Source organism: Streptomyces genisteinicus (assembly GCF_014489615.1).
Classification (GTDB): domain Bacteria; phylum Actinomycetota; class Actinomycetes; order Streptomycetales; family Streptomycetaceae; genus Streptomyces; species Streptomyces genisteinicus.
On sequence record NZ_CP060825.1, the window covers coordinates 245,362 to 258,449 of the forward strand.

The 13,088-nt window shown below is 74.8% G+C and carries 15 protein-coding genes; 7 read left to right on the plus strand and 8 right to left on the minus strand.

The window, feature by feature from the left end; translation table 11 throughout:
* Positions 1-135 precede the first annotated feature (135 nt).
* Positions 136-816, minus strand: coding sequence for an NAD(P)H oxidoreductase (locus tag IAG43_RS01105; RefSeq protein WP_246574020.1), 681 nt, complete (start codon positions 814-816; stop codon positions 136-138).
* A gap of 147 nt (positions 817-963) precedes the next feature.
* Between IAG43_RS01105 and IAG43_RS01110 the strand changes: the two genes are divergently transcribed.
* On the plus strand, positions 964-1,926 hold the full coding sequence (locus IAG43_RS01110; protein ID WP_187738865.1) for an AraC family transcriptional regulator: 963 nt from the start codon (positions 964-966) through the stop codon (positions 1,924-1,926).
* An 87-nt stretch (positions 1,927-2,013) separates the two neighbouring features.
* Here the strand turns inward: IAG43_RS01110 and IAG43_RS01115 are convergent, their stop codons facing one another.
* Both IAG43_RS01115 and IAG43_RS01120 read right to left on the minus strand, forming a co-directional pair.
* Complete coding sequence (locus IAG43_RS01115; RefSeq protein ID WP_187738866.1) at positions 2,014-2,544, minus strand: hypothetical protein; 531 nt, start codon at positions 2,542-2,544, stop codon at positions 2,014-2,016.
* 317 nt (positions 2,545-2,861) lie between these two features.
* Positions 2,862-3,479 carry an RNA polymerase sigma factor gene (locus IAG43_RS01120; RefSeq protein WP_187738867.1) on the minus strand — a complete coding sequence of 206 codons (618 nt, stop codon included), beginning with the start codon at positions 3,477-3,479 and terminating at the stop codon, positions 2,862-2,864.
* Positions 3,480-4,175: 696 nt separating this feature from the next.
* Here IAG43_RS01120 and IAG43_RS01125 point away from each other — a divergent pair.
* The gene (locus IAG43_RS01125; protein WP_187738868.1) at positions 4,176-4,829 is read left to right on the plus strand and encodes a fasciclin domain-containing protein; all 654 of its coding nucleotides are present in this window, start codon (positions 4,176-4,178) and stop codon (positions 4,827-4,829) included.
* Between the two features lie 121 nt (positions 4,830-4,950).
* Here the strand turns inward: IAG43_RS01125 and IAG43_RS01130 are convergent, their stop codons facing one another.
* Positions 4,951-5,400 carry a large conductance mechanosensitive channel protein MscL gene (locus IAG43_RS01130; RefSeq protein WP_187738869.1) on the minus strand — a complete coding sequence of 150 codons (450 nt, stop codon included), beginning with the start codon at positions 5,398-5,400 and terminating at the stop codon, positions 4,951-4,953.
* Between the two features lie 193 nt (positions 5,401-5,593).
* Complete coding sequence (locus IAG43_RS01135) at positions 5,594-6,649, minus strand: GNAT family N-acetyltransferase (RefSeq protein WP_187738870.1); 1,056 nt, start codon at positions 6,647-6,649, stop codon at positions 5,594-5,596.
* A 30-nt stretch (positions 6,650-6,679) separates the two neighbouring features.
* Between IAG43_RS01135 and IAG43_RS01140 the strand changes: the two genes are divergently transcribed.
* Positions 6,680-7,144, plus strand: coding sequence for a MarR family winged helix-turn-helix transcriptional regulator (locus IAG43_RS01140; protein ID WP_187738871.1), 465 nt, complete (start codon positions 6,680-6,682; stop codon positions 7,142-7,144).
* A gap of 78 nt (positions 7,145-7,222) precedes the next feature.
* Positions 7,223-7,513 carry a putative quinol monooxygenase gene (locus IAG43_RS01145; RefSeq protein ID WP_187738872.1) on the plus strand — a complete coding sequence of 97 codons (291 nt, stop codon included), beginning with the start codon at positions 7,223-7,225 and terminating at the stop codon, positions 7,511-7,513.
* Positions 7,514-7,659: 146 nt separating this feature from the next.
* On the opposite strand, the gene IAG43_RS01150 is transcribed toward IAG43_RS01145, so the two are convergent.
* Positions 7,660-8,193 (minus strand): 2'-5' RNA ligase family protein, encoded by a 534-nt coding sequence (locus IAG43_RS01150; protein WP_187738873.1) that lies wholly within the window; start codon positions 8,191-8,193, stop codon positions 7,660-7,662.
* Between the two features lie 123 nt (positions 8,194-8,316).
* On the opposite strand from IAG43_RS01150, the gene IAG43_RS01155 reads away from it, so the two are divergent.
* Entirely contained in the window at positions 8,317-8,895 is a 579-nt protein-coding gene (locus IAG43_RS01155; protein WP_187738874.1) for a hypothetical protein, read from the plus strand.
* Positions 8,896-9,027: 132 nt separating this feature from the next.
* On the opposite strand, the gene IAG43_RS01160 is transcribed toward IAG43_RS01155, so the two are convergent.
* A complete protein-coding gene (locus IAG43_RS01160) occupies positions 9,028-10,254 on the minus strand; it encodes an MFS transporter (RefSeq protein WP_425508557.1) in 1,227 nt (408 codons plus the stop codon).
* Positions 10,255-10,643: 389 nt separating this feature from the next.
* On the opposite strand from IAG43_RS01160, the gene IAG43_RS01165 reads away from it, so the two are divergent.
* Positions 10,644-11,114, plus strand: coding sequence for a hypothetical protein (locus IAG43_RS01165; protein ID WP_246574022.1), 471 nt, complete (start codon positions 10,644-10,646; stop codon positions 11,112-11,114).
* Between the two features lie 91 nt (positions 11,115-11,205).
* Here the strand turns inward: IAG43_RS01165 and IAG43_RS01170 are convergent, their stop codons facing one another.
* The gene (locus IAG43_RS01170; protein WP_187738875.1) at positions 11,206-11,631 is read right to left on the minus strand and encodes a hypothetical protein; all 426 of its coding nucleotides are present in this window, start codon (positions 11,629-11,631) and stop codon (positions 11,206-11,208) included.
* Between the two features lie 611 nt (positions 11,632-12,242).
* Between IAG43_RS01170 and IAG43_RS01175 the strand changes: the two genes are divergently transcribed.
* Positions 12,243-13,076, plus strand: coding sequence for a YihY/virulence factor BrkB family protein (locus IAG43_RS01175; RefSeq protein ID WP_187738876.1), 834 nt, complete (start codon positions 12,243-12,245; stop codon positions 13,074-13,076).
* The last annotated feature ends 12 nt before the right edge of the window (positions 13,077-13,088 follow it).

Genomic DNA, 13,088 nt, shown 5'->3' on the forward strand with positions numbered 1-13,088 from the left:
GCAGCCTACGGCCGTCCGGCACCCGGACGGACCTGCCCGCCCTGGTGCGGAGCGCGGCGCCGGGCGGCACGGGTCCGCGTCCCGCGCACGCCGGGAGCCGGGACGGACCGTGGCCGTCCCGGCTCCCGGCCGCCCTCAGGCCGCCACCAGCTCCTCCTCGAGGAACTCCTCGACGAAGCGGTGCGCGCGGCGGTCGAAGTCGGCGTACTGCGCCTCGCGTTCGGCGCCCGCGACGGCGTCGCCGACCAGCAGGTTGCCCTCGGCGTCGATTCTCTGCGGGCGGTCCTCCGCGTCGAGCAGCAGACCGACCGTGGAGCGGGAGAAGCCGCAGTAGTAGGCGATCCCTTCGTTGAGCACGGTGTCGAGCACGGACTGCATCCCCTCCACGACGGGGTCGCCGGCGGTAGCGCCGGCCAGCCCCAGCCACAGGACGCGCTTGCCCGCGAGGCGGGGCCTGCTCCGCCCGTAGGCGAACCCGTAGTTCCAGACCCGGTCGATCCACCCCTTGAGAAGAGCGGGCACACCCTGCCAGTACACCGGGAAGACGGGGACGAGGACGTCGGCGTCGAGAATCCGGCGCATATGGGCCTGCGTCTCCTGCGAGTACGCCTTCTCGCGGTCGCCCCAGTCCGGCTGGTCCTGCTCGTTCATCCGCGGGTCGAACCCCTCGGCGTGCAGGTCGAGCAGGTCGACGCGGTAGCCGGCGGCCTCCAGCTGGGCGGCGGCGCGGCGGGCGGTGTGCGCGGTGAGGGAATCGGTGCGGTGGTGCGCGACGACGACGAGGGCCGTCCTGACGTCGCTGCTGTCCTGCGTCACTGTGTCTCCTGGCTGTTCCGGCAGCGCCGGCCGACGCCGGCGCCGATGCGGTCTCGTTCGCGTCGACGGGTCCAGTACAGCGGCCAACTCCTGGACGATCCATGGGAGATGCTCCAGAGGAGATAGGAGATCGTCTAGGATCGCCATGTGGATCCTTTGAGTTCGCTGCTGAGCGGCATCCGCGCCGAGGGCTCGGCCGTCAGCCACGCCGTACTGACGGCCCCCTGGACGATCCGCTTCACCGACGAGGCCCCGCTCACCATGGTCAGCGTGCTGCGCGGCCAGGGCACTCTGCTGCTGTCCGACGGGACCGAACGCCGGGTCCGCGCGGGTGACACGGCCGTGGTGCGCGGCCCGGCGCCCTTCCATCTCGCGGACGCTCCCACCACGCTCCAGCGGCCGCACACGGCCTACGAGATCGCCTGCTTCGCACAGTCCGGCCAGGTCCCCGTCGCAGCGGCCGGCTCCGGCGCCGGCCGCTGCGACGGGGACCTGGGCGGACTCCACTGGGCCGACGACCCCGGCGGGGCGACCGCGCTGATCGTGGGCGCCTACCGCGCCCCCGGCCACCGCCACGAGCGGCTGCTGCGCGCCCTGCCGCGCGTGCTGGTGGTCGAGGAGGACGCCGAGGTCTGCGCCTGGCTGGAGTCCGCGGCCGCCGACGCCGTCCGGCTGTCCGCCGGCTCGCAGGCGCTGATGGACCGGCTGCTCGACTGGGCGCTGGTGTGCACCCTGCGCACCTGGTTCGACCGGGCGGGCGCCGACGCGCCCGACTGGTACCGGGGACTCGCCGACCCGGTCCTGGGCCCCGCGCTGCTGGCCTTCCACAGCAGGCCGGCCGACGCCTGGACGGTGGCTCTGCTGGCAGCCCGGGCCGGTGTCTCGCGGGCCCTGTTCGCGAAGAGGTTCACGGAGCTGATGGGCCGTCCGCCCCTCGCCTACGTCACCGAGTGCCGCATGGACGAAGCCGAGGCGCTGCTGTTCGACACCGACCTCAGCATCGCCCGGATCGCCGCGTCCGTCGGCTATGCCGACGCGTTCGGCTTCAGCGCCGCCTTCAAACGCCACAAGGGCCGCAGCCCCAGCACGCTCCGGGCCGCGGCGGCCTGATCCCCGACGCGTCGGGGCGGCTCCGGCCCCCGGCGGCCGGGCACCGGCACGTCCTCCCGGTGAGCGCGGCCGGGAGCACCCTCACGCTCACGCGCCGCGCCTCCCCCGCCGCCGGCCCGTAGCCGCCGCGGCCGAGGCGGCGAGGCCGAGTGCGAAGCGGCGCACCCGTTCCCGGACCGCTCCGGCGGAGGCGAGCAGCGCGCTCCGGGTGCCTCCCGGGCGCCCGGCGGGCGCGCGCGTGCCCCGGTCCGTGCCCGGGTCCGCATCCGTGCCCACTCCTGCTTCCGCGAACGGCGCGTGCGCGACCGGCCCCGGGTCCGCTCCCGCGACCGGCGCGTCCGCGGCCGTGTCCGTATGCCTGACCGGTGTGTCCGCCTCCGCGTCACGCGCGGGCGGAGCCACCACGCGCAGGACCTCCTCCCAGACCCGCTCCGGTGGTGCGGCGGGCAGGTCCAGTGGTTCGACACTGCGCGCCGCGGTCACCACCCGGTGGAGGCGGGCGAGTTCCTCGCGGCAGCGCGCGCACACCGCGAGGTGGTGCAGGGCCGCGGGGTCGTCGCCTCCGGCGGCGACCCCGAGAGCCAGATCCGCCAGTCTTCCCGGCGCGACGTGTGCCACCGCGGCCGCTCCCGTCTGTCGCTGTCGGACCCGGCCTCGCGGCCGGGCACATCTGCGGGCCGCCGGCGACGCGCGTCACCGCGGCCGGTGATCCCCGGCGTGGCCCCTGGGCACGGACGCGTCCGGGACGGCGTGGCGGCGCTGTCGTGCCGGCCGCCTCCGTCCGGGACCGGGCGGCGGGCCCGGGACGTCCGCGGAGAGTCCTTGTGACGGGTCACGTCTGTGTTTCGTGCCGGGGAAGCCCTGCGGATGCGCACGCGAAGTCGGCCTGCGGATGCGCACGCCGGCTGCAGGATCTCTCGTCCGGGCCGGAGGCCCTACGCCGCCCCGGGCATGTCGAGTCCCTGCTCGATGGCGCTCCGCAGCCGCTGGAGGCCGCGGCGGCAGTGGCTCTTCACCGTGCCGAGCGGGATTCCGGTGCGGCGCGCGATCTGCGTGTGCGTCAGGTCCTCGAAGAACGCAAGGCAGAGCACCTCCCGCTGATCCGGTGAGAGCAGCGACAGCTCGTGCACCAGCAGCACGCGGTCGAGTACGGATTCCGGGGCGGCCGTGGCGGGCGGCTGCGCCGTCTCGGCGACACCCGCCGCCGCCTGGGCGAGCGTCAGCCGGCGGGTCCTGGCCGCCAGCGCGTCGACGATCTTCCGCCGGGTGATGCCGACGATCCAGGCACCGAGGGGGCCTCGGTCCTGGCGGAAGCCGGCGCGGCCGCGCCAGGCTCCGATGAAGACCTGCTGGGTGACGTCCTCGGCCTCCCAGGAGTCGCCGAGCGAGCGGGTGGCCATGGTGTGCACCAGGGGACTCCACCTGCGGAAGATCGCGGCGAAGGCGGCCTCGTCCGCGGCGTGCAGTCCGCGGCCGAGTTCCTCGTCCGACGCCAAGTCGCTCTGCGGGGCGGCGGTGAGGGTGGCGGTTGCGGGGCCTGTCCGGGAGGTCATGACCGACTCCTCGAGCCGTGTGCCGCACTCGTCGGGGTACCGGGACGGTCCTCGGGTCACGAGCACTGGTTGTGCTCTCCGTGCGCTGGGACCCCTAGTCTTGGACGCACAAACGACGCAGGCAACATGCGTCGTTTGTGCGTCACCTTGCGCAGCGACAGACGGGACAAGGCAACGGCTACGGCCGTCCGGCGGGTCAGGACCGGCCGCCCGGGCCCGCGGCGACGCCGCCCCGCGGGCGCCTGATCGGCGACCGGGGCACTCCGGGAACCCGCACCGCCCGCGGCCGCGCCGGGCGGCGGCGCGCGGACCTCGCGACGGCGCGCGGACGGGCCTGCCGGAGGACCGGCGGGGCGACCCGCCCGGGGCGGTGCGAGGACCGGCACATCCGTCAACAGGCCACGCCTGATTCACCTTTTCGAAGGACGGACCAATCCATCGAGCGCCGGCCTCCGAAGTACGGGTGTGACGATCACCCGAGCCACTCCCCCGCCACGACCGGACACGCCCCTACGCCCGCCGCTCCCCGGCCGGCACCGCAGACCGCGCCCGTCCGGGCGTGCGGGCGGGACGCGGCCGGTGTCCGCCACCGCCGGGTAGCCCCTGGGCGCAGGCACCGGCCTGCCGCCGTTCGCGGGCTCCCGCACCCACAGTCCGTCACTCCACGTGTCCACACAGTTGCTCAAGGAGATATCGATGAACGCCTTCCGCTTCCGCCGTGCCGCTGTCGCCGTCGCCGCGGCCGCCGTACTGCCGCTCGCCCTCACCGCGTGCGGGGACGACGGCTCGTCCGACTCCGCCTCCGCCGAGAGCAGCTCCTCGGCTCCCGCCCAGGAGGAGTCGTCGCCCGCGATGGACGAGTCCGCGCCCGCGGACGGCCCGTTCGGTCCGGCCTGCGCCTCGGTGCCGAAGGACGGCGCCGGCTCGTTCGACGGCATGGCCAAGGACCCCGTCGCCACCGCCGCGTCCAACAACCCGGCGCTGTCGACCCTCGTCACCGCGGTCAAGAAGGCCGGCCTCGTCGACACCCTCAACAACGCCCAGAACATCACCGTGTTCGCGCCGACCAACGACGCCTTCGCCAAGATCCCGAAGGCCGACCTCGACAAGGTCCTCGCCGACAAGGAGATGCTGACCAACATCCTCACCTACCACGTGGTCGGCGAGAAGCTCACCCCGCAGCAGCTGGAGAACGGGACCTACCCCACCCTCCAGAAGTCCACCCTGACCACGAAGGGCTCCGGCGAGAACTACACCGTCAACGACACCTCGAAGGTCGTCTGCGGCAACGTCCCCACCGCCAACGCGACCGTCTACATCGTCGACACCGTGCTCATGCCCAAGTCCTGACCCCGCCCCGCCGTCACCGGCGGAACACGACGGCGCGGCCTTCGCCCACCCACGGGGCGAAGGCCGCGCCGCACGGCGTCCCGGGCCGCACCCCGGCGGGGCCCGGCCGGGTCCGCCGCCCTCACACCCGGGTGGCTCCCGCGTCGACCGCCGGGGGCAGCTCGACGGTGCAGTGGCGGCACCTGACCGCCGCCTCGGGCAGGTCCTCCGAGAGGCAGGCCGGACACGTCTTGACCGGCCCGGGTTCGGCGAACACGGTGACGCCGTGGCGGGACTGGTAGTGCTTGTAGGGCACGACGATGCAGAAGTAGATGACCGCCATGAAGACGATGAAGTAGATGAGGGCCGAGATGAACTGCCCCAGGTCCAGGTAGGTGGCGTCGTTGCCCTCCTCCCCGAGCTGCCATCCGAGCCCCACCGAGTCGCCGCCCTGCAACCGGGCGACGACGGGGTTGATCACGTAATCGGTGAACGCCTTGATCAGCGTCGAGAAGGCCAGTGCGATGACCAGACCGACGGCGATGGTGATGATGTCGCCGCGCATGAGGAAGTTCCTGAAGCCTTTGAGCATGCCGCGCTCCCTTTCGTGACGCCCGACCCGTGGCACGTCCGCCCAGCTCAGCACGGCGGGCGCGGGCGGGGAGCCCGTGAGCGGCCGGCGGCGGGAAAACCACACGGATGGCGGCGGGCGGCGTGCCGCCCGGGAGGGCTGTCCGCCGCGGCCGTCGACGCCCGGCCGGTCGGCAGGTCGGCCGGTGGTCCGGTCAGCAGGGCACGGCCTTGGCGAGACTCACCACCGCGGCCGCCTCCGCCCCGGGGAGCGGGACGTATCCCTGCCGCCGGTAGAGGCCGAGATTGCGGTGGCTGGCGGCGCCGGTGGACAGGACGATGCGCCGGCACCCCTCCCCCGCCGTCTCGGCCCGGGTGAGCAGCCACCGGCCCACACCCCTTCCCCGCAGGCCGGGGGCGACGGCAAGCCGGCCTACGTGGAGGTCGGTCCCGTCACGGCGGGTGCGGACCATGCCGAGCAGGCGGCCGTCCCGCCACAGGCCGTCCGCCTGCCAGTCGGCCAGCCAGGCGCGGACGTCGTCCGGCGACTCGTGGAGGGCGGGTATGTCCAGCGTGTCGTTGGCAAGGGCCTCCTCCGTCCAGCAGCAGCGCTGAAGAACCGTCACCTCGGGTGCGTCGTCGGGCAGGAGGCGCCGGACGCGGGAGCCGGCGAGCGGGCCCGGCTCGGCCGAGGGGTGCTCGCGCTCACGCATCGACAGACGCGCCCGTGCAAGAACCACCAGTTCCTCCAGCACTGCCTCGACCTCGCCGGCACGGCGCGCGGCGGGGACGGACCGCTCGTCCCGGAGGGCTCCGCCGGCCGGTGCCGCGACAGTTGCCCCCGACGGGACGGGGCGGAGCGCGGTCACCACCCGCCGGGTGTGCCGGCCGGCCGGGGTCTGCCCGTGCACCACGAAGCCGACGGGTTTCCCGGCCCATGCGGGACCGAGAAGGGCGAGAGCGCGCCGCACGGTCGCGGGCATGCCGTGGTCGTGCTCCGGGATCACGAGGACAAAGCCGTCGGCGCCGTCCGCGCCGACGGCGATGCGGCTCCACCCGCGGGTCTGTTCCCCGTCGTGGCCGCCGGCCGGCGACTCCTGCCCCGCGCCGGGAAGGTCCGGCTCACCGACGCACAGGGGCACGAGTTCCGCGCCGAGCCTGTCCGCGGCGGGGCGGAGCGTGCCGGCCAGCCGCCGGCCGGCGGCCGGTCCGAGGGCACCGGAACGGTCGCCGCAGACGAGAAGCACGACACGCAACCTGTTCGTTGACATGTAAATGAAATTAGCGACTAGATTGATGACATGTCAACGAATGGGGCGGGCGCACCGGTCCGCTGGCTCGCGGCCGACGAGGAGCACGCCTGGCGCGCGTACCTGCGCATGGTGACCGCGGTGCGCACGCGCACCGCACAGGACCTGGCCGGGCACGGCTTGTCCGAGCCCGATTACGACGTGCTCAGCACCCTGTCGGAGCGCGCCGGCGGCACCAGCACACTGCACGAGCAGGCGGGCAAGATGGGCTGGTCACGCAGCCGGCTGTCCCGTCACGCCACCCGCATGGAGGCGCGCGGACTCATCCGGCGCGCCCCGGACCCCGCCGACGGCAGGGGCTGCCTCCTGGTCCTGACCGATGCGGGGCTGGACACGCTCCGGGAAGCGGCCCCGGCCCATGTCGCCTCCGTACGGCGCCACCTCGTCGACCGGCTCGACCCGTCAGAGCTCGCGGCCCTCGGGCGCATCGCGGAGAAACTCGCCGACGGGCCGTAGGGCACCTGCCGATGAGATCCGGCCCGGCCCGCGGTCACCATGGGGACAGCAGGTTGCGGAGCCGGCAGGAGGCAGCAGATGGTGATCGTCGCGGGACATGTCGTGGTCGACCCCGAGCAGCGCGAGGAGTACCTCGCGGGCTGTGCGGCCGTGGTCGAGCAGGCCCGTGGCCGCGCGGGCTGCCTCGACTTCGCCGTCTCCGCGGACCTCCTGGACCCGGGGCGGGTGAACATCTGGGAGCGGTGGGAGTCGCAGGCCGCCGTCGAGGCGTTCCGCGGTTCCGGACCGGGCGGTGAGCAGCGGGCCGCGATGCTCGCCGCGTCGGTCGCCGAGTACGACGTCGCCGCGGTGCGCTCGCTGACCGGGTGACGCCCCGGCGCGTGCGGCCCGCCCGGACCGGTGCGGCACGCCCCGACCGGTGCGGCAGGCGCGCGGGCGCACGGCGGCGCTCCCGGGGCACGCCGGCGGGCAAACGGGGGCCGGAGCACGGGCGGGCGGGCACGGGTGCCGGGGCCTCACGGCGGCGGCGCGAGCACCTCCAGGGCGCCGGTGTCGGTGTCGAAGCTGCGCAGCGTGGTGAGGCGGGCGGTCAGCGGCGGCCGGGGCAGGAGCCCGGGAATCCGGCGGCCGGAGAAGGCTCCGGCACGCCGGGTCCGGCCGAGTGTGACGTGCGGGCTCCAACGACCAGGCTCGTGGAAGGGGTTGAGGGTGCCGGGCGGACTGTCCGAGGCGACCGTCTCCCACACCCGGCGGTGCAGGCCGGCGAGCGCCGCGTCGTACTCCAGGGCCCAGGCCAGCACGGACGTGGGCCGCTCGAACCGGATCAGGCCGGTGAAGCGCACGGGCAGCGGCAGGGCGGCGGCGGCTTCGGCGAGTTCCCACCGGATCGGGGCGGTCAGCTCCGGGCAGGCGACCAGGGTGAGGTGCGGGCTGTTCGTCGGGGAGCGGTGACGCGCCTGACTGGGCAGCCCGGCGTCCGCCAGCCGCTTCCAGGCCTCCCGTACCGCCAGCTCCGCCGCCTCGTCCAACAGAAGCTCGACTGTGCGCATCGCCGCAGCCTACCGGCGGTCGCGGGCGGCCCCGCCCGTGCCTGCCCGCGCCTCCGCGGGAGCGGCCGGGCCGCCTCCGGGCGGCGGTTGGTGGGGAGTGGGGTTGCGGATAGCGTGCGGGCCATGACGACGGCGAAGCAGCGGGTCCTGTACCGGCAGGGCAGTGGGTTCTGGCGGATGACGGCGAAGTGGGCGGTGGTCTTCGGGGCCGTCGGCCTGGTGGACGGCGGGCTCCTGAGGACCTGGGGCGACGCGCTGATCTGGGTGGTGATCGGGCTCCTGTTGTGGGTGCCGTTCGGGATAGGCGTCGCCTGGTACCCGAACAGGGACCGGCAGGTCCTGCTGACGTCGCGTGAACTGCGGGTCCGGCGCAGGCGGCTGCCGATGGAGAGCGTGAACCTCCTGCATGTGGCGCTGCTGTGGCTGGAGGGCCGGTCGACCGCGGACGAACAGCCGGTGTCGCAGTGGCCGAGGCGGGTGCGCGGGGTGTGGGTGCCGCTGCGGGACGGGCGGGCGTTCGGCGTGGAGTTCGGCGACCCGGCGGCGTTCGCCGAGGTCTTCGGCTCCTTCGCGGTCGAGGCGTGCGGCGGGCCGGACGTCGTGCGCGCGCGGGCCCGTACGGAGACGTACCCGGAGCCGCGCCCGATGCGGGCGCGCTCCGGCGGCGGCTCCGGGCCGGACCTGCTGGACCTCTTCGGCTGACGACCGGGGGCACCGGCCGCGGGACTGCCGGCGTCGGCGCCCCGGGTGCCGGGCCGGGCCGTGCACGATGCGCCTGCTCGCGAAGGCGAAAGGCGGGGAGCGCCGGGGCCGGTCAGCGGGGAGGGGCCGGGCCTACGGCCGGCCCGCCCGGTCCGTCCCGGCAGGCCGGCGGGCGGGGCGCAGGCCGATGGCGGGCACGGCGAGGACCGCGACCGCACCCGCGAGCGCCATCACCGCGGACGGGGAGGAACGGTCGACCACGACGCCGCCGGCCAGCGCCCCCGTCGAGAGGGTGGCCTGGAACGAGGCCGTGAAGAGCACCGAGGACGCCTCGGGCGCATCGGGACGCGCCGTGGCGAACCAGGTCTGGGAGCAGACCGGGACGGCCCCGTAGGCGACGCCCCACAGGACCAGCAGGGCCACGGCCCCGGCCTCGCTGCCGCCGAGGACCGGGAGGAGCAGCGTCGCCCCGGCGATCGTCGCGGCGGCCGCCGCGAACGCGGCCCTCGGGTGCCGGGCCACGGCCGCTCCCCCCAGGAAGTTGCCGGCGATCCCGGCCGCCCCGTACACGAGGAGGAACAGGGTGACGGCCCCGGAGCCGACCCGGGTCACCTGCTCCAGGAACGGCGTGACGTAGGTGTAGGCCCCGAAGTGGGCGAGCACCACGAGGAAGGTGGCCGCCAGTGCGAACCGGGTGCCGGATGCCCGCAGCATCCCGGCGAGCATCCGCAGGCCGACCGGGTCGACGGCGGGCAGCGGCGGGACCGCCAGGACCAGCAGGACCAGGACGGCGAGGGTCAGCACTCCCATGGACAGGAAGGCGGTCCGCCATCCGGCGGCGTCCGCGACGAAGGTGCCGAGGGGAACGCCGAGGACGGAGCCGAGCGGCACCGCGGAGAAGACGACCGCGGTGGCCCGGCGGGCCGACCGCTCGGGGACCAGCCGGCCCGCGATCCCCGCGCCGACCGACCAGAATCCCCCGATGGTGACGCCCACCATCACGCGGGAGACCAGGAGCAGCCAGTAGTTCGGGGCGAACGCGGCGAGGAAGTTGGCCAGGGCCAGCAACAGGACGAACGCCGCCAGCACCAGCCGCCGGTCGAGGCGCCGGGTGGCCACGGTGACCAGGGGCGCCGCGACGGCCGCCAGGAAGCCCGGCATGGTCATCATGAGACCGGCCACGCCGTCGGAGACGGTGAAGGACGACCCGATGGAGGTCAGGAGCCCGATGGGCAGGATCTCGGTGGTGACGATGGAGAAGATGCCCAGCATCACCGCGATCACGGCCAGCCACGAGAGGAGTGGCGACCGGGTCGGAGGTTCGGCGGGGCAGGGGGAGATGGTCGTCGCTGCGGACACGTTCCCGTCCTGGATGTCGCTGGTGCCTGATGTGGCTGGTGTCTGATGCCGCTGTGCCGGATGCCGTTCGGCAGGGGGTCCCGGGGTCGGACGCCGCCCGGTGCGGACACCGTTCGGCAGGGACGCCGCCCGGTGTCCGGCGTCGCCGGGGAGCGTGGTCCATTGCAGCAGCGGCGGGAGCGGGCTTCCGGCGGAATCCCGACGTCAACGGCGCCACCCCCGCGCCCTCCGCCCGTCCGTCCCGTCCGCTCGTCCGTCCCGTCCACCGGCTTTCGCACCGCAGGCGGACCGGGGCCGGGCGGGCCGGCGCCGCACGTACCTCACGCGCTGTCACCCGAACGTGGACGAGAGCGGCGAATGGGACCGCCGGCGGCGGGCACACGAGGGTCATGCACGGACGACACGCACGTCCCGCCCGCACCTCCTCCGCCCCCACCGCCCCCTCGGGCCGGGCAGGCGCCCGGCACGCCAGGCCGGACCGCCCGGCCGGACGGCTGCGGCGCCGCATCGCCGCGTACCGCGACGTCGATCTCCTGGCCGCCCCGGTCCCCGGGGGGCCGGGACCCGACGAGCAGTGCCTGCTCCTCGTCCATGTCCGGCGCGTCGTCGGACAGGTCCGGTACCGGATCTGCCCCGGGTGCGCCCGCGGCGTCATCAGCACCCTCGCCATCGACGGGCGGTTCCTCAGCACCGGCCTGGACACACGGGCCCTTTCCCACCTCCGGTCCCGGTACCCGGACGTGACCTGGTTCAGCACGGTGCGCAGGCGCGCCGGCCGGGAACTCTTCCGGCGCATGCGGGTCACCCGGCCCTCGGGCGGCCGCCCTTGCGCCCACCTGGGCGCCGCGGGGCAGGAGTGACCGGCGCGGACGCTGCGCCACGGGCAGTCCACGCCCCCGGATCACCTCGCCGACAGGCCGCGGTCAGGGGGTGTTCTGCCCGCCTGGGTGGTCACCGTGCCCCGCGGGCACCTGTGCCGCGGCGGCCGGGCACACCGCCGGGGCGGGCGGAACGCGAGCCGCGACCACCCTTGGTGGACTTCCGGTCGCGCCGGTAGAGCATCGCGTGGGGTCCGCTGTCGGGATACTCCCTGGAGGCGCCCTCCGGCGTGTGGTCGTGGTAGAGGAGACGGCGCCACCACGGCCCCGGAGGGGCACCGGGGTCCGGCAGGGTGCGGCGTCGCAGCTCCTCGTCCAGTGGCCGCACGATCGCCGCCAGTTCCCTCCTGGGCCGCGGCGGCAGAAGACGCAGGATCTCCTCGATGGCGTCGCGGGCCGACGCGGTGTCGTCGAAGTGGCCTCCGGGACACGGGCAGGCGGTGCGCTCGAGGTACAGGTGACGCCCCGGCTGCGCGAGGAACCAGCGGTACAGCCGCAACGCGACTTCGGTGCCGAGGTGGAGGTCGGGGTGCCGGCCCTCCAGATGGTGGATCAGGGCAGTCGTCCTGGGCGACAGACCTCTGATGCGCCGCAGGGTACGCCGGGCGGGTCTCCACTGTGACGCACGGAGTGCGCCTGGCCGTCTACGCGGCATGAGCCTTTCGAACGATGATCATCCGGCGACGCTCTCACACGCGGCTGCCGCTGTCCACCCCCGCCGGCGTCGGGGGTGGACGGGCGGAAGTGCCGCACGGCGGAGGCGGTTCCGCCGCCGGGAACGGGGCAGAGGTGCACGTGTCACGTGCGGGTGGTGGCCACCGTCGCCGCGGACGTTCCGGGGAAGGTGCGCCACAGCCGGCACCCGGCGGCGTCCCTGCACGTGACGGCACATCACGGCACCCCCGGCGGGGGCGCCGGCGGAGAGGGCGTGTGACATGACGACGCAGCAGATCGCACCGGTGCCCGGGAACGCCTCCCGGCCGCGCCGTCGCGCACCAGGGGGCCCGCGTGTCCGGTGACGCGGGACGGCCGCCGTCGCGGCTCCGGTCGACCGCGGGCGGCGGGCGCCGCCGTGCCTGGTGGGCCGCTCTGCGGCGCACTCCGGTGACCATGTGGAACGACGACGTCACGGACGACGCGGCCGCGCTGACCTACTACTCCGTCCTCGTCGTGCTGCCGGCGCTGCTCGTGACCGTGATCACGTTCGCCCTCGTCAGCCCCGGGACGGCCCAGGACTTCATCGCCCACGTCACGCAGTTCGCGCCCGGCCAGTCGGGCGCCGAACTGCACGATCTCCTCGTGCACGTGCTCACCCCGGGCTCGGCGACGTGGACCGTGCTGGTCGCGGGGTCGGTCAGTGCGGTGTGGTCGGCGTGCAGCTACCTGGCCGTCTTCCGGCGCTCCCTGCACCGGATGCACGGCCTGCCCGACAGCCGTTCGCCCTGGCGCAAGGCCCCGCGCATCCTGGCGACCGCGCTGGGGCTCCTCGCCCTGCTCGTCGTCAGCGCGCTCGTGCTGCTGCTGAGCGGTCCCGTGGTCGGCTCCCTCGGCCGGCTGCTCCGCCTCGACGCCGCGGTGCCGCTGGTCTGGACGCTCGTGCGCTGGCCCCTGCTGCTCTGCCTGGTCGCCGGGCTCGTGGTCATCGTCTTCCACACCGGCCCCCCGCCGGCTCGCCGGCGGGGCCACAGCCTGTCCGGGGGTGCCCTGTCGGCCGCGCTGTGGCTGGCGGTCTCGGCCGGATTCGCGCTCTACACCTCCGTGCTGGGCACGTACAGCCGGATCTACGGGTCCCTCGCGGGCACGGTCGTCTTCCTCGTGTGGCTGTGGCTCTCCAACCTCGCCCTGCTGACCGGCGCGCAGTTCACCGCCGAACTGGGGCGCCGGCACGCCTCGTCCGCGCCGCCCGGCCCGCGGGAGGCGGCCCCCGCCCCGGGTGCCCGGTGAACCGGATCACCG

What these genes read in the sequence shown, in the direction of transcription:
- IAG43_RS01140 (WP_187738871.1), top strand. Translation starts at nt 6,680, where the DNA reads ATGTCAACGAATGGGGCGGGCGCACCGGTCCGCTGGCTCGCGGCCGAC.
- IAG43_RS01165 (WP_246574022.1), top strand. Translation starts at nt 10,644, where the DNA reads ATGCACGGACGACACGCACGTCCCGCCCGCACCTCCTCCGCCCCCACC.
- IAG43_RS01145 (WP_187738872.1), top strand. Translation starts at nt 7,223, where the DNA reads ATGGTGATCGTCGCGGGACATGTCGTGGTCGACCCCGAGCAGCGCGAG.
- IAG43_RS01120 (WP_187738867.1), bottom strand. Translation starts at nt 3,479, where the DNA reads ATGACCTCCCGGACAGGCCCCGCAACCGCCACCCTCACCGCCGCCCCG.
- IAG43_RS01175 (WP_187738876.1), top strand. Translation starts at nt 12,243, where the DNA reads ATGTGGAACGACGACGTCACGGACGACGCGGCCGCGCTGACCTACTAC.
- IAG43_RS01130 (WP_187738869.1), bottom strand. Translation starts at nt 5,400, where the DNA reads ATGCTCAAAGGCTTCAGGAACTTCCTCATGCGCGGCGACATCATCACC.
- IAG43_RS01155 (WP_187738874.1), top strand. Translation starts at nt 8,317, where the DNA reads ATGACGACGGCGAAGCAGCGGGTCCTGTACCGGCAGGGCAGTGGGTTC.
- IAG43_RS01135 (WP_187738870.1), bottom strand. Translation starts at nt 6,649, where the DNA reads ATGTCAACGAACAGGTTGCGTGTCGTGCTTCTCGTCTGCGGCGACCGT.
- IAG43_RS01150 (WP_187738873.1), bottom strand. Translation starts at nt 8,193, where the DNA reads ATGCGCACAGTCGAGCTTCTGTTGGACGAGGCGGCGGAGCTGGCGGTA.
- IAG43_RS01125 (WP_187738868.1), top strand. Translation starts at nt 4,176, where the DNA reads ATGAACGCCTTCCGCTTCCGCCGTGCCGCTGTCGCCGTCGCCGCGGCC.